General features: G+C 64.7%; 13 protein-coding genes. 3 read left to right on the top strand and 10 right to left on the bottom strand.

Annotated elements, in window-relative coordinates; all coding sequences use genetic code 11:
- Positions 1–20: 20 nt before the first annotated feature.
- Together ACLFLU_RS00110 and ACLFLU_RS00105 are read right to left on the bottom strand one after the other, a co-directional pair.
- Positions 21–3,521 (bottom strand): PAS domain S-box protein, encoded by a 3,501-nt coding sequence (locus ACLFLU_RS00110; RefSeq protein WP_426410367.1) that lies wholly within the window; start codon positions 3,519–3,521, stop codon positions 21–23.
- Between the two features lie 61 nt (positions 3,522–3,582).
- Positions 3,583–4,011 (bottom strand): response regulator, encoded by a 429-nt coding sequence (locus ACLFLU_RS00105; protein WP_426410366.1) that lies wholly within the window; start codon positions 4,009–4,011, stop codon positions 3,583–3,585.
- 259 nt (positions 4,012–4,270) lie between these two features.
- On the opposite strand from ACLFLU_RS00105, the gene araD reads away from it, so the two are divergent.
- Together araD and ACLFLU_RS00095 are read left to right on the top strand one after the other, a co-directional pair.
- Positions 4,271–6,010, top strand: coding sequence for an L-arabinonate dehydratase (araD, locus tag ACLFLU_RS00100; protein WP_426410365.1), 1,740 nt, complete (start codon positions 4,271–4,273; stop codon positions 6,008–6,010).
- A gap of 124 nt (positions 6,011–6,134) precedes the next feature.
- Positions 6,135–6,854, top strand: coding sequence for a ribonuclease activity regulator RraA (locus ACLFLU_RS00095; protein WP_426410364.1), 720 nt, complete (start codon positions 6,135–6,137; stop codon positions 6,852–6,854).
- Positions 6,855–6,947: 93 nt separating this feature from the next.
- Here ACLFLU_RS00095 and ACLFLU_RS00090 read toward each other — a convergent pair whose 3' ends face one another.
- From ACLFLU_RS00090 to ACLFLU_RS00075, 4 genes are all read right to left on the bottom strand, one after another.
- Positions 6,948–9,050 (bottom strand): S9 family peptidase, encoded by a 2,103-nt coding sequence (locus ACLFLU_RS00090; RefSeq protein ID WP_426410363.1) that lies wholly within the window; start codon positions 9,048–9,050, stop codon positions 6,948–6,950.
- A 240-nt stretch (positions 9,051–9,290) separates the two neighbouring features.
- The gene (locus ACLFLU_RS00085; RefSeq protein ID WP_426410362.1) at positions 9,291–10,478 is read right to left on the bottom strand and encodes a pyridoxal-phosphate-dependent aminotransferase family protein; all 1,188 of its coding nucleotides are present in this window, start codon (positions 10,476–10,478) and stop codon (positions 9,291–9,293) included.
- 106 nt (positions 10,479–10,584) lie between these two features.
- A complete protein-coding gene (locus tag ACLFLU_RS00080; protein WP_426410361.1) occupies positions 10,585–11,310 on the bottom strand; it encodes a thermonuclease family protein in 726 nt (241 codons plus the stop codon).
- A gap of 265 nt (positions 11,311–11,575) precedes the next feature.
- Positions 11,576–13,303 (bottom strand): hypothetical protein, encoded by a 1,728-nt coding sequence (locus ACLFLU_RS00075; RefSeq protein WP_426410360.1) that lies wholly within the window; start codon positions 13,301–13,303, stop codon positions 11,576–11,578.
- Positions 13,304–13,708: 405 nt separating this feature from the next.
- Between ACLFLU_RS00075 and ACLFLU_RS00070 the strand changes: the two genes are divergently transcribed.
- Complete coding sequence (locus ACLFLU_RS00070; RefSeq protein ID WP_426410359.1) at positions 13,709–14,557, top strand: caspase family protein; 849 nt, start codon at positions 13,709–13,711, stop codon at positions 14,555–14,557.
- A 165-nt stretch (positions 14,558–14,722) separates the two neighbouring features.
- Here the strand turns inward: ACLFLU_RS00070 and ACLFLU_RS00065 are convergent, their stop codons facing one another.
- The 4 genes from ACLFLU_RS00065 to ACLFLU_RS00050 all read right to left on the bottom strand — a co-directional run bounded on the left by ACLFLU_RS00065 (position 14,723) and on the right by ACLFLU_RS00050 (position 17,397).
- Positions 14,723–15,610 (bottom strand): efflux RND transporter periplasmic adaptor subunit, encoded by an 888-nt coding sequence (locus ACLFLU_RS00065; RefSeq protein WP_426410358.1) that lies wholly within the window; start codon positions 15,608–15,610, stop codon positions 14,723–14,725.
- 179 nt (positions 15,611–15,789) lie between these two features.
- Complete coding sequence (locus ACLFLU_RS00060; protein ID WP_426410357.1) at positions 15,790–16,935, bottom strand: lactonase family protein; 1,146 nt, start codon at positions 16,933–16,935, stop codon at positions 15,790–15,792.
- Positions 16,936–17,068: 133 nt separating this feature from the next.
- The gene (locus ACLFLU_RS00055) at positions 17,069–17,209 is read right to left on the bottom strand and encodes a hypothetical protein (RefSeq protein ID WP_426410356.1); all 141 of its coding nucleotides are present in this window, start codon (positions 17,207–17,209) and stop codon (positions 17,069–17,071) included.
- The gene (locus tag ACLFLU_RS00050; protein WP_426410355.1) at positions 17,206–17,397 is read right to left on the bottom strand and encodes a hypothetical protein; all 192 of its coding nucleotides are present in this window, start codon (positions 17,395–17,397) and stop codon (positions 17,206–17,208) included. The genes ACLFLU_RS00055 and ACLFLU_RS00050 overlap by 4 nt, the downstream gene beginning before the upstream one ends.
- Between the last annotated feature and the right edge of the window lie 506 nt (positions 17,398–17,903).

Genomic DNA, 17,903 nt, shown 5'->3' with positions numbered 1-17,903 from the left:
CCGAGCCGGGACAAGGTTCCTCAGCCGCTCAGCGCCTTGCGGATGATCCGCGCCAGGTCTGACTTGCGATAGGGCTTCGCCAGCAGCAGCACGCCTGAATCCAGCCGGCCGTGGTGGATGATCGCGTTCTCGGTATAGCCTGACGTGTAGACCACCCTGAGGTCGGGGCGCGACTTCAACACCTCGTCGGCGAGCTGCCGTCCATTCATCTTGCCGGGCATGATCACGTCGGTGAACAGCAGGTCGAACGGCTTGCCGCTCGCGACGATGGTGAGTGCCTCCGCGGCATTGGCGGCCTGCAGGGTGACGTAGCCGAGCGAATGCAGCTGGGCCAGCACGTAGTCGCGCACCAGCCGGTCGTCCTCGACCACGAGGATGGTCTCGTGTCCGCCTTCGATCGAGGCCGGCATCACGCCATCGGCGACGGCCGTCGGCGTCTTGCCCGGCGGCAGATACATCTTGATCGTGGTGCCGTGGCCTTCCTCGCTGTAGATCTTGATGTGGCCTGCGGACTGCTTGATGAAGCCGTAGACCATGGAGAGCCCGAGCCCGGTGCCCTTGCCCGGGCCCTTCGAGGTGAAGAAGGGATCGAACACGCGCGCCAGCATGTTGGCCGGAATGCCGGTGCCGGTGTCGCTCACGGCGATCAGCACGTAATGCCCGGGCCGGACGTCGTTGACGCTGGCATAGACCTCGTCGAGATAGGCGGCGCCCGTCTCCACGATCAGCTTGCCGCCACCGGGCATCGCGTCGCGCGCGTTGAGCGCGAGGTTGAGGATCGCCGTGGTGAGCTGGTTCGGGTCGACCACGGCGACGCAGCTCTCGTCCTCGAACACGGATTCGATCTGGATCTGCTCGCCCAATGTCGGCCGCAACAGCTTTGCGGTGTCGATGATCAGCGAGTTGATGTCGATCTCGCGCGGCTGCAGCGGCTGCTTGCGTGCGAAGGCGAGCAGGTGCTGGGTCAGCTCGGCGCCGCGGCCGGCGGCCTCGTCGATCATCTTCGTGATCGCGACAAGCCCCGGATCCTTGGCCACGGCCTCGGCGAGGATCTCGATCGTCCCGGTGATGACGGTAAGGATGTTGTTGAAATCGTGCGCCACGCCGCCGGTGAGCTGGCCGACCGCCTCCATCTTCTCGGCCTGTCGGATACGCTCCTCGGAGGCGATCTTGTCGGTGAGGTCGCGGTAGAACACGTTGAACAGAACGCCCTCGCGGCGGCGCAGCGCCGTGACGCTCAGCTCGGCCTTGAACTCCTTGCCGTCGCGACGGCGGACCATGAGCTCGCGGCGGCGGTTGAGCGTCCGGCCCTCTGCTGGCTCGAGGAAGCGGGCGAGGCCGGCCTTGACCCTGTCGCGCTCGCTCTCGGCGACGATCAGATCGACCGCGTTCTTGCCCAGCGCCTCGTCGCGCGGCCAGCCGAACAGCTCCTCGGCCCGCGAGCTCCAGTTCAGGATAATGCTGCGATCGTCGGTCTGGACGAAGGCGTCGAGCGCGGTCTCGACGATGTTGCGCGCGAGCTGCTCGCTGTCGCGCAAGGATTCGGCGGCGTGCCTCGCCTCGGTCATATCGCGCCCGACGAAGAAGAAGCGCTTGGCCCGGTCGGACCAGTTGCCGAGCCACGACAGCCAGACCTCGCCGCCGTTCTTGTGGAAGCATCGGGTGTCGGCGAGTTTCGGGTGATCGCCGCGCCGGAGCGCGCGCATCTCCTCGCGGGACTGCTCGAGATGGGCGGGGTGAATGAAATCGACGCCGCTGCGGCCGATCATTTCGTCGGGCTTGTAGCCGAGCACGGTCTCGCAGCTCGGGCTGACCTGCACGATATGGCCCCGCGAGTTCATGATCATGATCAGATCTTCGGAGGCGTCGAACAGTTGCCGCCGCTCCTCGATCTGCTGCTTTAGTGCGCGCTCGGTCCGCCGTGCATCGGTCAGGAGGCGTGCCGCGCCGGACGCGCCGATGATCTCGCCTGTGGGACCCCGGATCGGCGACAGGCTCACCGAAATCTCGACCGGAGTGCCGTCCCTGCGGATACGGACGGTTTCGAAATGGTCGATCCGTTCGCCCCGTGCAATCCGCGCGAGATAATCGCTGCGCTCGTCGTTACGATCGGATGGAAGGATGATCGAGGTCGATTGCCCGACGGCTTCCTCGGCCGAATAGCCGTAGAGGCGTTCGGCCGCCGTGTTCCAGCCGATGATGACGCCGTCGAGTGTCTGCATCACGATCGAATCGTCGGAGGACTCGACCGCGGCGCTAAACAGGCGCTCGCGCACGGCGAGCTGGTCGCGGGCCGCTTCAGTGCGCCGCCGTTCCTCGATTTCGTGCTCAAGCGCTGACGTCTTGGCCTTGGTCTCCTCGACCATGTGGGCAAAGGCCCGCGCCAGCATGCCGGTCTCGCCTCCGGCGTCGGTCGGAATCGTGGCCGGCTTGCCGCGCCCGATCGCCTCGACTGCCTTGGTGAGCCGCCCGATCGGCCGGGTCAACGATCGCGCCAGCAGCAGAGCGAGCGCGGCTGCGACCAGCACCGCGATGATGCCGATCGTCAGGCTCGTCTGCTCGATGATAATGGCGGGCGCCATGAAGACGGCATAGGGGACGACGCGGATGATGCCGACCCATTGGCCTTCGGCCAGGATCGCCGGCGCAATCGCGGTGCCGCTCGGCTTGCCGTCGCTGCCAGGCACGACATGGGTTACCCCTTGCGTCGATCCGGTGACGTCGGCGAAATAGGGGAAATCGTCCTGCCAGCGCGTCGGTGTGCCCAGTTGCGAGCCGAACTCGCGGGTCCGGTCCGGGTGCACGATGTAATCGCCGTTGCGGCCGACGACGTAGACCTGTTCGCCCCGTCGGGTCGTGATCCTGATACGGTCGAGCACCTGGCGCATGTCGACATTGATGACGACGATGCCGAACAGCCGGTGACCGGATCCGTACAGCGGTGCTGCGACGCGCAGTGTCGGGACGTAAGGCAGCTGAATCGTCCCGTTGTCGACGTTCAGGTCGACCGGGGAAACATAGACCTGGCCTTCGGCGAGCTTGACGGCGTCCTGGAAGAAGAAGCGGTCGTCCTTGGTTTGCAGGGCTTCGTCGGGAACGATGCGGATCGATCCGTCCGCCCCGGAGCGGTCGACGCGCAGATATTCGGTGCCGTCGGCGCTGATGACGCGAAATTTCGCGTAATTGGGGTTGGCGTCGACATCGGCGACGAGGCGCGTCAGCAGCCGCTCGCGCCAGGTCTTCTCGGCCAGATGATCGACCGGATCGATGCCGTTGTTGAAATGGGCGTCGATCACGCCGCGCACGGCCGCGTTGGCGCGGAACGTCACGATGTCGGCACGCGCGCCGCTGGTCTGGGCCTCGAGCTGGGAGGCGAGCAGCCCCGACTGGGTTTCGATGCGATCGATCATGCGCGGCAGGAACGCCCGTTCCAGGCTGTAATGGCTCAGCCACCCGACCGCGGAGACCGCAACCGCGACCAGGAGAATCATCGCGATGGCCAGCCGGGTTGCGAGCGTCATGTTGGTCGTCGCGCCGCGTCAAGAATGGACCCGAATGTTCTATGCGACATCGATGGCCCCGTCATCGGCTGCCGGCGCTGGCGTCGAGTTGCGGCGGGGATGATAATGCCGCCGATGTCAGGCAGCGGTCGGCCGCGGCGAGCAGCGCGTCGGCCCGGAACGGCTTGTGCAGGCTGGCGACCGCGCCGAGCTTGGTCGCCATCTTCAGGAAGTCCGGCTCGGCATAGGCGTCCGGCGTGGCCGAACGGCCGGAAATGACGATGATCGGGAGATTCGGCTGCAGCGCCCGGACGTGGCGCATCGTTTCCAGCCCGTCCATGCCCGGCATGAAGATGTCGAGGAACAGCAGATCGAACTGGCTGCCCTCGAACAAGGCGAGCCCCTTGCGGCCGTCGCCGGCGACCGTCACGTGATGACCGGCCCGCTCCAGGAGCAGCCGGATCGTCAACTGGACGGCCGGGTCGTCATCCACGATCAGGATGTTGGCCACGTCAAAAACCTCCGGGTCGGGCAAGGAAGTTCCGTGCGACCCAAATCAAAGCATCAAATGCGAAATTGTTGCGCGGATCGTGCCAGGCCTGCAAGCACTTCGGGTCCCTCTTGAGAACGCTGTGCCGGGAATTGCGCTGTACCTCATACTATGCACGTTTTCGTGCATACCAGAGGCGCATGTCGCCCACCGTCCGGCGCCTTGCGGGGGGTGGACGGCCTGTGGGAAGAGCAGAACAGATCCCTGACGGACTAGGACAATGACCAAGAACAAAAAGACACCGGACCAGCTCCGCAGCGCGCGCTGGTTCGCACCCGACGATCTCCGCTCGTTCGGCCACCGCTCCCGCGCCATGCAGATGGGCTACGCCCCGGAAGAGTGGAAGGACCGGCCGTGCATCGCGATCATCAACACCTGGTCGGAAGCGCAGCCCTGCCACATGCACTTCAAGTCGCGTGTCGACGACGTCAAGCGCGGCATCCTGATGGCCGGCGGCCTGCCGGTGGAATTGCCGGCGCTGTCGCTGTCGGAGTCGCTGCTGAAGCCGACCACCATGCTTTATCGCAATCTGCTTGCGATGGAAGCCGAGGAGCTGCTGCGCAGCCATCCCGTTGATGGCGTGGTGCTGATGGGCGGCTGCGACAAGACCACGCCGGCGCTGCTCCTGGGTGCGACCTCGATGAACATTCCGGCGATCTATCTGCCGGCAGGCCCGATGCTGCGCGGCAACTGGAAGGGCAAGACGCTCGGCTCCGGCTCGGACGGCTGGAAATATTGGGACGAGCGGCGCGCCGGAAAAATCTCCGACAAGGACTGGCTCGACATCGAAGCCGGCATCGCCCGCAGCTATGGCACCTGCATGACCATGGGCACGGCCTCGACCATGACGGCTATCGCAGAGGCGATCGGCATGACGCTGCCCGGCGCCTCCTCGATTCCGGCCGCGGATGCCAACCACATCCGCATGGCCTCTGAATGCGGCCGCCGCATCGTCGAGATGGTGTGGGAAGATCTGACGCCGAAGACGATCCAGACCCGCAAGGCGTTCGAGAACGCGATTGCGGTCGCGATGGCGATGGGCTGCTCGACCAACGCGATCATCCATCTGATCGCGCAGGCGCGCCGCGCCGGCCAGGACATCGGGCTCGACGATTTCGAGATCGCGAGCCGCAAGGTGCCCGTGATCGCGAATGTCCGTCCGAGCGGCGATGCCTATCTGATGGAGGACTTTTTCTACGCCGGCGGCCTGCCGGCGCTGATGGGCCAGATCAAGCCGCATCTGCATCTCGACTGCATCACGGTGAGCGGCAAGACCCTTGGCGAGAACATTGACGGCGCCGAGGTTCACAATGCCGATGTCATCCGCGGCGTGGACAATCCCATCTACAAGGAGGGCGCGCTTGCCGTGCTCAAGGGCAATCTCGCGCCCGACGGCTGCGTCATCAAGCCGTCCGCCTGCGCGCCGCGCTTCCTCAAGCACACCGGACCGGCGCTGGTATTCGACGACTATCCGTCGATGAAGAAGGCGGTCGACGATCCCAATCTGGATGTGACCGAGGACCACATTCTCATCCTGCGTAATGCGGGTCCGCAGGGCGGACCGGGCATGCCGGAATGGGGCATGCTGCCGATTCCGACCAAGCTCGTGAAGCAGGGCGTGCGCGACATGGTGCGCATCTCGGATGCGCGCATGAGCGGCACCAGCTACGGCGCCTGCATCCTGCACGTTTCACCGGAGTCCTACATCGGCGGCCCGCTGGCGCTGGTGCAGAACGGCGACCGCATCACGCTCGACGTTGCCGCGCGCACCATCAATCTCGATGTGCCCGAGGCCGAGCTCGACAAGCGCCGCGCCGCCTGGAAGCAGCCCGAGCGCCGCTTCGAGCGCGGTTATGGCTGGATGTTCACCAAGCACATCAAGCAGGCCAATGACGGCTGCGACTTCGATTTTCTCGAGACCGATTTCGGCGCGCCGATCGGCGAGCCGTCGATTTACTAGCGCAATTGTCATTCCGGGGCGCGCCACTTGGCGCGAGCCCGGAATCCATACTCCCGATCGTGGTTATGGATTCCGGGCTCATCGCTTCGCGATGCCCCGGAATGACGACAAGAGAGAGCACCCAATGTCCAAACTTTCCGAAGCCACCCGCAACAAGCTCAAATCCGTCTCCACCGCGACCGTCGCCACCGCTTTGTTCAAGCGCGGCCTGCGCATCCAGATGATCCAGGATGTGCACCCCTTAGGGCACGACCAGCCGACCATGGTCGGCGAGGCCTTCACGCTCCGCTACATGCCGGCGCGCGAGGATCTCAATACCATCGACGTCTTCAGGGATCGCTCCCATCCGCAGCGCACGGCGGTGGAGGATTGCCCGCCGGGTGCGGTGCTGGTGATGGACAGCCGCAAGGACGCGCGCGCGGCCTCGGCCGGTGCAATCCTGGTGGCGCGGTTGATGAAGCGCGGCGTCGCCGGCGTCGTCACTGACGGCGGCTTTCGCGATTCCGCGGAGATCGCAAAGCTCGGCATTCCCGCCTACCACCATCGTCCCTCAGCGCCGACCAACCTCACGCTGCATCAGGCGATCGAGATCAACGTTCCCATCGGCTGCGGCGATGCGCCTGTGTTTCCAGGCGACGTCATTCTGGGTGATGCCGACGGAGTCATCGTGATCCCCGCGCACCTCGCCGACGAGATCGCCAACGAGACGTTCGAAATGACCGCGTTCGAAGACTTCGTCACCGAGGAGGTCGGCAAGGGCCGCGGCATTTTCGGTCTCTATCCCGCCACCGACCCGCAGACGCTCGTCGATTTCGCGGAATGGCGGAAGAAGAACGGAAGGTAGCTTCGTAGCCCGGATGGAGCGAAGCGCAATCCGGGACGGTGTTGCCGCGTGCACGAATCCCGGATTACGCTTCGCTCCATCCGGGCTACAAGCCTACGCCTCCGCCATCCCCGTCGCCCACAGCGCGAACGCATAGACGATCGCGACTTCGTCGAGCCGGTCAAAGCGTCCCGACGCGCCGCCGTGGCCGGCGCCCATGTTGGTGCGGAGCAGGACCGGACCGCCGCCCGTCATGGTCGCGCGCAGGCGGGCGATCCATTTGGCGGGCTCCCAGTAAGTGACCCGAGGATCAGTAAGCCCGCCCATCGCCAAAATCGCCGGATAGTCCTTGGCCGCGACATTGTCGTAGGGCGAGTAGGACAAAATGGTGCGAAAATCCTTTTCGCTCTCGATCGGGTTGCCCCATTCCGGCCATTCCGGCGGCGTCAGCGGCAGCGTGTCGTCGAGCATGGTGTTGAGCACGTCGACGAACGGCACTTCGGCGACAATGCCCGCGAACAAGTGGCCGGCACGGTTCGCGACGGCACCCATCAGCATGCCGCCGGCCGAGCCGCCATGGCCGACGATGCGCTTGGCGCTGGTGTATTTGGCATCGATCAGCGCGCGGGCGCTGGCGGCAAAATCGTCGAACGAATTGGTCTTCTTCTCGCGCTTGCCGTCGAGATACCAGCCCCAGCCCTTGTCGGCGCCGCCGCGGATATGGGCGATGGCGTAGACGAAGCCGCGGTCGACCAGCGACAGACGGTTGGCGTTGAACGAGGCCGGCATCGCCATGCCGTAGGAGCCGTAGCCATAGAGCAGCAGCGGCGCAGCGCCGTCGAGCTTCAAGCCGCGACGATAGAGGATCGAGACCGGCACCTCGGCGCCATCCTGCGCCTTGGCCATGATGCGGGTGGTGACGTAGTCGGCAGCAACGTGCCCGGACGGAATCTCCTGGCGCTTGCGAAGGGTACGCGTCCGCTTGGCCATGTCGTAGTCGTAGACCTCCGACGGCGTCGTCATCGACGAATAGGCAAAGCGCAGATTCGTCGTGTCGAATTCGTAGGAGCCCATCGTGTCGAGCGAATAGGCGGCCTCGTCGAAGGCGATCGCGTGCTCCTCCCTGGTCGTGAGGTCGCGGATCACGATCCCCGGCAGCGCGTTGGCGCGCTCCAGCCGCACCAGATGGCCGGCATAGAGGTCGAGATCGATGATGTAGATGCCGGGACGATAGGGGATCAGGTCGCGCCAGTTCTTCCGCTCAGGCTGGCTCAGCGGCGCGGTGACGATCTTGAAGTCGATGGCATCGTCGGCATTGGTGAGGATGAAGAGCTCGTCGCCGCGATCGGCGAGCGAATATTGCACGCCCTCTTCGCGCGCCGCGACGAGACGCGGCGGCGCTTCGGGGTTGGCGAGATCGATCAACCGCTGCTCGCTCGTCTCGTGGTCGCCGCCGGCGATCACGCAGAAGCGGCCGCTGGTGCTCTCATGCAGATGGGTGAACCAGCCGGAATCCTGTTCTTCGTAGACCAGCGTATCGTCGGCCTGTTTGGTACCAAGCCTGTGCCGCCACACCTGCATCGGCCGGTGATTGTCGTCGAGCTTCACATAGAAGAAGGATTTTGCATCCTTGCTCCAGACCACGCCGCCGTCGGTTTCCTCGACGACGTCGTCGAGGTCTTGAGCCGTAGCCCAGTCGCGCACGCGGATCGTGAAATATTCCGAGCCCTTGGTGTCGGCGCTCCAGGCCTGCAGCTTGTGATCGTCCGAGTGACGGCTGCCGCCGAACTTGAAATATTTGTGGTCTTTTGCGAGCGCGTCGCCGTCGAGCACGATATGGCCCTCACCGCCGTCACGCGGCATGCGGCCGAACAGCTCATGCTGGCCGCCCTCGCGGAATTTGCGGAAATAGGCGAACGGTCCGTCCGGCGACGGCACGCTGGAATCGTCTTCCTTGATGCGGGAGCGCATCTCGCGCACCAGCGTCTTCTGCAGGCTTGCTGTGTGGCCGAGCAGGCTCTCGGTGTAGCCGTTTTCTTCATCCAGATATTTGCGGATGTCGGGATCGAGCACTTTGGGCTCGCGCAGCACCTCCTGCCATTTCGCGTCCTTCAGCCAGGCATAATCGTCAGCGACGGTGATGCCGTGATGGGTAAAGGAATGCGGCCGCCGCGGGGCGACGGGAGCGGTCGGGGTCGTGCTGGCGGATTTGGGCAAATCGATCCTCGATATAGGCGGAGTGTCTGGCCTCTATATCAGATCGAATGTGGGGGATTTAAAGAAGGCCGCTCGCACTGGCGGTTGGCTCCCTCGCCCCGCTTGCGGGGAGAGGGTGGGGTGAGGGGGAGTCCCCGCGGGGGAGGTGAGAGTTGGATTCGCGGAGAGTCCCCCTCACCCGGAATACGCGCTGATCGCGCGTATTCCGGCCTCTCCCCGCACGCGGGGAGAGGCGGAGTGTTACACCGCCACCTGCTCACCCAGATACGACACCGCCGCTTCCAGCCCGCCCTTGCCGTGCGGGATCTTCAGCGCGTTGAGGCCGACCTCGATGACCCCCAACGTGCCGAGCAGCATCGGCGCGTTGACATGGCCCATATGGGCGATGCGGAAGGCCTGGCCCGAGAGATCGCCGATGCCGGTGCCGAGCACGACGCCGCACTTCTCCTTGCAATAGCGCTGCAGCACCGCGGGATCGTTGCCCGTGGTCATGGTCACCGTGGTCACGGTGTTGGAGCGCTCGTGCGGTTCAGCGACGTTGAAGCCGAGCACCTGGCCCTCGGTCCATGCGCCGACCGCGCGTCGAGTGGCTTCGCCGAGCAGGGCGTGGCGGCGGAAGGCGTTCTCCAGGCCTTCCTCGTGAATAAGGTCGATGGCCTGGCGCAAAGCGAACAAGAGATGCACCGGCGCGGTGCCGGCATATTTGCGATAATTCTCGGTGCCCTCGCGCTCGCGCCAGCTCCAATAGGGCGTCGCCATGTTTGCTTTCTTGTGGACCTCCTGCGCGCGTGCGCTGGCGGCCACGAAGCCAAGACCGGGCGGTGTCATCAGGCCCTTTTGCGAGCCGGACATCGCGACGTCGACGCCCCATTTGTCCATCTCGAACGGCATGCAGCCGAGCGAGGCGACGGTGTCGACCATGTACAGCGCGGGATGGCCGGCCGCCTTGATCGCCTTGCCGATCGACTCGATGTCGTTCTGCACGCCAGAGGCCGTATCGATCTGGACGACGACGACGGCCTTGATCTTGTGCTCAGTGTCGCGGCGCAGCCGCTCCTCGACCTCGTGCGGCCGCACCGCACGGCGCCAGTCGCCTTTGAGCACCTCGACCTCGGCGCCCATCAGCGCTGCCGCATTGCCCCAGCCGATCGCGAAACGTCCGCTCTCCAGCACCAGCACCTTGTCGCCGCGCGACAGCACGTTGCTCAGCGCGGCTTCCCAGGCGCCGTGGCCGTTGGCGATGTAGATGTAGGATTTGCCCTTGGTCGCGAACAGACCAGAGATGTCGCGGAGCAGGCTTTCAGTCAGGTCGAGCATCTCCTTGGAGTAGATGTCGATCGCCGGGCGATGCATCGCCTGCAGCACCGCATCGGGCATCGTGGTGGGCCCGGGGATGGCCAGAAACTCCCGGCCCGCGCGAACGGTCATTGCTATCTTCCTTGTGTCGTGAAGACTGTCTGGTGGGTCGCTGAATCATACTTCTACGCGGCGGGGCGGCCTGAGAAAAGCATGTAAAATGCAGGTCTGAAGGCCCCTATCGCTTGGTCTCGCGGCAGCCGGCGGCCTCGGCTTCCTCGACCGAGCAGAACCAGCGGGTACCCTTGCTGATCTTCATCTTGATCTGGGTGTACCAGCGGCTGGTCGGGGTGTGGTAGATGCACTCGCCGGCGGTGTTGACGTTGCCCTTGATGGTGCAATCCGGCGAAGGCGCGACCGGCCCCGAGGCCGAGGCGAGCAGAATCGAATGGGCCCCCTCGGGCGGCTTGGTGGCGCCCAGAATCGTCGTTTTCTTGTTGCGCACGCGCCAGTCCCAGGGGGCGATGAAGGCGCCCTGCCACATCCCGGCTTTTGCCTCACGCGCGGCAGCCTCATCCGCGTCGTAATCGTGGGAGACGCGGGCGTAGGACAGTGCCCAGCCGCTGCGCACCAGCCATTTCTGGATGTCCTCGCCGCCGACCTCGCAACGCGCCACGGTGCGGCCGCGCCGGTCGATCGAACGGGTATGGCAGACCCAGCTCTTGCCCTCGGTGTATTTGGCGAGCTCGTCGCGTGCGGCCGCGCCACAAGTCCAGCGCTCGGACTTGTTGTTGAGGCAGAGCTGGTCGGCCGACGGCGCGTCGATGCCGCCAAGCCGGATCCGCGTGCTGCCGATCAGGACGGAATCGCCATCGCGGACCTTGGCGGTACCCGTGATGTCGGCCGCCTGCGCCAGTGAGGGCAAGCCAAGCAAAGACAGCGCAATCAGGAATTTTCGCAACATGCCGGTCCGAAGGTTCAGGAAAATCTGGATAGGCCCCGCAATTGTGGTCGGCTTTGGGCCGCCCGGCCAGCATATGCCTAACGGATCGGCTTTCAACTTCCCGTCATTGATCGATGGTCTCGTGTCCCGGACGCGGTGCGGCGTACAACGCCGCTCCGCAGAGCCGGGACCCAGAAACTGCGGATGCTGCGGCGGCATGGGCCCCGGCTCTGCGGCGCACCGCTTTCGCGCTGCGCCGCGTCCGGGGCACGAGACTTCGGCAACCTCATCTCCGCGCCATCGCCCGCTTCGCCACCGCCAGCCCCATCAGCACAAATGCCGACGTCACTTCCGGGCCACCGACCAAAATCCGTGTTGGGGTCTTCATCTTGTTCCATTCATAGGCGCGGAACGGGCCGCGGCGGCCGCCTTCGCCAAGGCTTGCGACGATGACATTCAGCGCCGGCGCGAAGGCGCGCGGGTCGGCGCCGAGATGGCCGAGCGCGATCAGCGCCAGTGCCGCGTCGAACACGTTCATCTCCGCGGCCATCAGCTCGCCCTGGACATAGGAGAGCACGCGGGCGCGGATGAAATCGAAATCGCCGTCGGGATCGATTGCGGCCTGGGCTGCCAGCGGCAACGCCAGGAAGGCCGCATAGCAGCGGCCGAAATAGGCGCTGTAGAGCTCCGGCAGATAATAGATGTGCGAGCGCGGATTGGCGAAGGCGCTGCTCGCGGCCAGCCGCTTCTGGAAGCCGATGATCCGATGCACGGTCGCGAGCCGCGCCGGCGTCTCCAGAATCTTCCAGCGCGCCAGGTTGCGAAAGCTCACCTCGAGAATGTCGAGATTGAGCGTCGGATCGAGGTCGTTGCCGTAGGGCCGCTCGCCCTTGAGATTGTCGATCCAGGTGGCAACGCCGCCTTCGTAGTCGATATTGTCATTGATCGGCACCGTCACGCGCGGCTCGTTGACACCCGCATGCACCTGATAGCCCGCGTAGAAATCCAGCAGTGGCTGGTCGAGGATCGGATCGGTGCAGCCGGCCTGCGTCGCCGCGGAAATCGAGCAAGCCGTGGTGTCGCAATCGGGCACATAGACTCCGAAGCCGAGGTCCTGCTTGATCTGCGCAAAATAGCGAGAGAAGCGCGGGTGCGGCGCCGGCGCGAGCGCGGTGATGACGTTGAAGCGCTGGCCGCCGATACCCTCGACCTCCTCGCGGCTGATATTGACGCAGAAATCGACCATGCCGGCGATGGCGCGCTCAGCTGAGATCTTGTCGGCCGGCGGAGCAAGCCCGGTCTCGACGTAACTCAGCAATGCCTCGATGAAGAACGCGTCGTAATAGGCCGAGCGGTGGCGGATCTGCACCGGCTCCCACATCGGCTCGGCAATCCCTCGCCAGGGCGGATTGACCACGGCGTGGGCTGGCGAGTGCGCGATGAAGACGCGGGCGAGGTTGAACAGCAGCGACGAATTCTTGTAGCCCCGCGCGTTCAGCCCGGTGAGCGCCATGATCAGCTCGCGCCCGCGAAAATCGGGATCGCCGATCAGGTTGAACGCGGCATAGGTCGGCAGGAAACCGTTCTTGCGGTACGAGCCGAGCAGATGCTGCGCGCAATCGCGGATCACGCCGTCGATCTGCGATTGTGCCGGCATCGCGCCGACGAACATGACCGGCGGCGGTTTTGGATGGTCGAGCGCGATGGTATCGACGAGATCGGCGACGGGCTGACCGACCGCCGCCCAGTCGGGTTCGGCATCGTCGCGGGCGCGGACCAAAGCCTCGCGCAGCCGGGTCAGCTTGGCCTCGTTACGCAGCTCGCTCAAGCCGGCGCGGCGCAGCAGCACCCGCAGCGCGGGATTGCCGAGTGCGGTCTTGTAGAATTTCGCCAGATGCGGATCGCCACTGGCTTGGCCCGACAATACGGGATCACAGACGTCATAAAGGGAGGGGCCGTCTTTCCGGGCCGTCAGCGCCCGGCACGCGGCACCTGCAAAGTAATGAAAGCTCATGAAATACCTGGTCGCGGGGGACTTATCCGGGGACCGGACCGATGACCCACCCCCCGCAAGTCTTTGAAAAAGCTACCCGGATTCGCAGGAAATACAAATGTGACGGACGTCACGAAAAGCCCGCACGGGGGCTGTCTGACAACCCCCGGAAGGCTACGGGGAGCCAGAAACGGAGAGATTTGGACCTTGGTAATTAACCAATATATTCAGTGGCTTATATCAAATTTTGGGCGATCTATTGCCGGGCCGGCGATATCCGGTTAAGGGTTTGTTTGGTGCGGCGCCGCAAATTGCGCGCAATTCGGGGACACATCCCTGGCCAATCCCTCAAACCTAAAGACGCCATCGCGCTACTCAAACAGTGTGCGCGCGCTTGGCCGGTCTTTGGCACAGGAATGAAGCGAGATGAATGTAAGGCAGCTCGACATTTCCCGGCGTTCGATTGCCCTCGCCGCAGCCCTCATCGGCACGGTGTCGCTGGCGATCGGCGCCCATGCTGCCCTCAACATGCGCGTGCTCGACGCCGCCAAGGCCGTCTCGACCGACCAGGTCACGGGCTCGGTGGCCCAGAGCTCGCGTCTCGCGCTCGTCATCGGCAATGGTCATTATCCCGACGCGACCGCGCCGCTGACGCAGTCGATCAACGACGCGCGCGCGCTGTCCTCGACGCTGCGCAAGAACGGCTTTGACGTCGACATGGTGGAAGATGCGAGCAAGGACGACATGGTCCGCGCCGTCAACCGCCTCAAGTCCCGCATCAAGCACGACACCGTCGTCATGCTGTTCTTCGGCGGCTACGGCGTGCAGGCCGGCCGCGAGAGCTACATGCTGCCGGTCGATGCCGTGATCTGGAAGGAGAGCGACGTCCGCCGCCAGGGCGTCTCGATCGAGGGCGTGCTCGACATGATGAAGGAGCAGGGCGCCAAGGCCAAGCTCGTCGTCGTCGATGCATCCCGCCGCAATCCCTATGAGCGCCGCTTCCGCTCTTATTCGCATGGTCTCGCGCCGATCGGCACGCCCGACAATGCGCTGATCCTCTCCTCGGCCTCGCCCGGCAAGGTCGTCGACGACGGCCAGGGCGAGCACTCGACGCTGGTCAGCGAGCTCCTCAACAATCTCAATGCGCAGGGCAGCGCCGAAAGCGTCTTCAACAAGACCCGCGTCGCCATCTCCCGCGCCTCCGAAGGCGACCAGGTCCCGACGGTTTCGTCCTCCCTGCTCGAGGACGTGCATTTCGACCAGGCCGGCGGCTAATTTTTCTTAGATCTTGCGCGATCTCGTGCCCCGGACGCGGCGCATCATGAAATGATGCGACGCTGAGCCGGGGCCCAGTTTTTTAGCCTGTTGCTCGGTGATAAATGGGTCCCGGCTCTGCGCAGCAGCGTTGCACGCTGCAGCGCGTCCGGGACACAAGCTGCCCTACTTCGCCGCTTCGCTCGCCATCACCGGGCGCACGGGATCGCCTTCGCGGAGCAGCGCACCTGCGCGGGCGACGACGATATCACCTTCGTTGAGGCCGTCGCGGACCTCGATATTGCCACCCGACATCAAGCCGATCTCGACGCGCTTGGTCTCGACGCGATTGCGCCGGATCACTTGCACCACGGTGCCGGCCGATGAATATTGCACGGCCGTCAAAGGCACTGCGACGTTGCAGCTCTGCCCGATCTTGATCAGCGCACGCCCGCTCGCATTGAGCAGCAGCCGGCGTTGCGACGAGATGCCGATATAGACCATGCCCTGCTGGATATTCGGCTCGACTGTCGGGCCGATGCGGCGCACCTTGCCGTCGATATCGCCGGCGCCGGCAATGCGCACGCTCGCCGGCTGATTGACCGCGAGCTTCCTGACATCATTGGTCGCGACCAGGGCGACGAGGTCGTATTCGCTGCGCGCCACGATCGTGAACAGCGCCTCGCCCCTGGCCGAAGCGAGCCCGCCGATCTGCGCCGTCGACGTGGCAATGATTCCAGCCACGGGGGCCGTGACCTGAAGCGTGCCGCCCTCGGGCAGCGCCAGCCGCGCCAGCACCTGGCCGGCCGTGGTGGTTTCGCCGGCTTCAGCCAGCACTTCCGTGATCTTTAGCCCCGGCCGCTCGGGCCGCACCGACGTCTCCTCGCGCGCGACAATCGAGCCGGTGGCCTCGACGATGTCGGAGAAGCAGGATTTTGCCGCCTTCAGCACCGTGACCGCCGGCCCCTTGGGCGCATCGTCATCGGCGGCGAGCACAGGCTGGGTGGAGAGCAGCACCAGTCCGGCCAGGGCAACGAAGGTCTGGGAAAAGGAACGCGCAGGCAATGAACGCATCGGTCATTCCGGTTGGCCGCAAGGCTTCAATCGATAGCAGAAGCGGCGGCAGCGGGCCATGGGCTGACCGGATGAGAAATGCCGCAGCGCAGGCGGCGCGATGCCGCCTGTTGAATTAGTCGCTGCACAAGCGAAGAGGTTCGCCGTTCTTACCCTCCTGGGGAGGGTAAGAGGAGCCCTCACCGCAACGTCAAAAATTCCACCCAGTTCGGCTTCTTGCCGGTGGCGTAGGATTTCAGCTTGCTGAGCGCGCCGCTGGTCTGGTCGATGGCGTAGACCGTCATGCCGTCGGAGAGCTCGCCGACGGCGGCGAGGTAGCGGCCGGTCGGATCGATGTTGAAGCCGCGCGGCTGTTTCTCGGTCGGCACGCTGCCGATCGTGGTCAGCTTGCCGCTGGTGGCATCGACCTTGTAGGCGGTGAGCGTGTTGGTGGTTCGCTCGGATGCGTAGAGGAAGCGGCCGTCCGGGGTGATGTGGATGTCGGCGGCCCAGGGCTTTTGAGCAGAATCCTTTTGACCAGAGTCTTTTCCGTTAAATCCTTCCGGCAGCGCGGTGGTGCGCTGGATCTCGCCCCAGGCCCCGCTCTTGGCTTCATAGCTGTACGCTGCAACGTCGCCGTTCAGCTCGTGGATGAGATAGACGAACTTGCCGTTGGGATGGAACACGAAGTGGCGCGGCCCGGATTTCTCCGGCGTCTTGATCGAAGGCGGGTAGCTCGGCGTCAGCGTGCCCGCAGCGGCATCGAACGCAAAGCTCAACACCTGGTCCGAGCCGAGATTGGTTGCGAACACAAAACGGTTGTCGGGCGAAGGCAGGAAGGCGTGCGCGTTCAGCCCGGTCGGGATCACCTGCTTCGGCTCGCCGACGACGCCGTTCGCGGCAAGCGGATTCAGCGCGACCTTGTTGCCGCCATAGGAGGCGCTGAACAGCACCTTGCCGCCGCGGTCGGTGGCGATGTTGGCCATGCTGTCGGCGAGCGGCCCGTTGCCGATATGGCTGAGGAGACCCGTCTTGGGATCGATCGCAAAGCTCACCGCGAGGAACGGCTGCGAGCGGACGCCGGCGATCAGCACACGATGGTCCGGCGTGATCGCGAGTGGCGTCGAGGCGCCGGGCTTTTCGACGCCGGTGAAGGCGGCGGTCTGTACCAGTGTCATCTCGCCGCTCTCGACGAACTTGAACACGCTGATATCGTTGGAGTCGGCATTGCCGACATAGGCGAAGGTTTCGGCCATGCCGGCACGGGCTCCCAAGACGAGGGCAAGAGTGGTGAAGAGAGTTGTGGCGATCGCCGCGCGGAGTGTGGGGCGTGTCGATCTGATCATGGGCGTCCTCCTGCCGATCCGGCGTTATCGTTTTGCCACAAGGATAGCGGGAGGCGAGGCGCAGCACCAAATTCCAGTTGAGATCAATCGATGCCGAAATTGTATCGGTTGCCCAAAGTGACGGGAGCAATGTCTAGCGCACGGACGCCGTCAGGTCGCGCGAGGGCAGACGCGGGCCGCCCGAATGTTCGGGCGGTCCGAGCACGGTCCATACCGCAACCGCCACCAGGGTGGCGGTCAGGATGGTCCAGGCAACGAGACGTCTGCGCCTCACGGCAGCGGCATCCCGGCCATGACGGCGAGATCACCGTCGCTCATGCCGGGTCCTGAGCCGGCAAAATAGATCGCGACACAGGCGATGACGGCAAAGGCGAGATAGCCTGCAATGATCCAGCCGTCGTGATTGCGGACGGCCGATCGGGGTGAAAGCACATGGGCATGTGCACGTTCTGCAACATCCATGGTCAAAATCCGTCTGTTTGAAGAATGAGTGCGCCAAAGTCGCGCGAACGGGATTCTGCGCTGCAAAAGGCAACCGCCGTGTGAAGTCGTTCACAGCTCACGCAGTTGCGAACGGGCATCGCCGTCGTGGCAAAGCGCCACACCAGTTAAACCGATGGCAAGGTCTCGCCGACAAACTACCAATGGTGCTGTGCTTCGCCTGCTCATTCGCAGCGCCCGGCCCCGGCCGCGCGATCGTCAGGGAACGGCAGCCCTCTGCCGCCGTTACCCCGGTCCCACGGGCGGAGGACACCAAAACGGAGGCTGGCAAAATGTTTTGGATTTATTGGGACACCGCCTGGTCGCTGATCATCAGCGGTATCATGTTCACCACCATCGTCACCCACCCGGACGCCGAATTCGCCGAGATCCGGGCGGGAAGGCAGTGACCACCCAGGCGCAATAGCCTGGACAAGCTCTGAAACGTCCGCTTGCGGATGCGATTTGGCTCGCCTCGCGCCTGGACG

Origin of the sequence: Bradyrhizobium ganzhouense (assembly GCF_049949285.1) — a bacterium.
Classification (GTDB): Bacteria; Pseudomonadota; Alphaproteobacteria; order Rhizobiales; family Xanthobacteraceae; genus Bradyrhizobium; species Bradyrhizobium ganzhouense.
Note: the sequence above shows the minus strand (reverse complement) of the source record. Positions and strands in the feature narration are given on the sequence as shown.

Bases quoted from the DNA above. Each gene is read 5' to 3' on its own strand.
- ACLFLU_RS00110 (WP_426410367.1), bottom strand. From the start codon at position 3,521: ATGACGCTCGCAACCCGGCTGGCCATCGCGATGATTCTCCTGGTCGCG.
- araD (WP_426410365.1), top strand. From the start codon at position 4,271: ATGACCAAGAACAAAAAGACACCGGACCAGCTCCGCAGCGCGCGCTGG.
- ACLFLU_RS00095 (WP_426410364.1), top strand. From the start codon at position 6,135: ATGTCCAAACTTTCCGAAGCCACCCGCAACAAGCTCAAATCCGTCTCC.
- ACLFLU_RS00085 (WP_426410362.1), bottom strand. From the start codon at position 10,478: ATGACCGTTCGCGCGGGCCGGGAGTTTCTGGCCATCCCCGGGCCCACC.
- ACLFLU_RS00080 (WP_426410361.1), bottom strand. From the start codon at position 11,310: ATGTTGCGAAAATTCCTGATTGCGCTGTCTTTGCTTGGCTTGCCCTCA.
- ACLFLU_RS00075 (WP_426410360.1), bottom strand. From the start codon at position 13,303: ATGAGCTTTCATTACTTTGCAGGTGCCGCGTGCCGGGCGCTGACGGCC.
- ACLFLU_RS00070 (WP_426410359.1), top strand. From the start codon at position 13,709: ATGAATGTAAGGCAGCTCGACATTTCCCGGCGTTCGATTGCCCTCGCC.
- ACLFLU_RS00065 (WP_426410358.1), bottom strand. From the start codon at position 15,610: ATGCGTTCATTGCCTGCGCGTTCCTTTTCCCAGACCTTCGTTGCCCTG.
- ACLFLU_RS00060 (WP_426410357.1), bottom strand. From the start codon at position 16,935: ATGATCAGATCGACACGCCCCACACTCCGCGCGGCGATCGCCACAACT.
- ACLFLU_RS00050 (WP_426410355.1), bottom strand. From the start codon at position 17,397: ATGGATGTTGCAGAACGTGCACATGCCCATGTGCTTTCACCCCGATCG.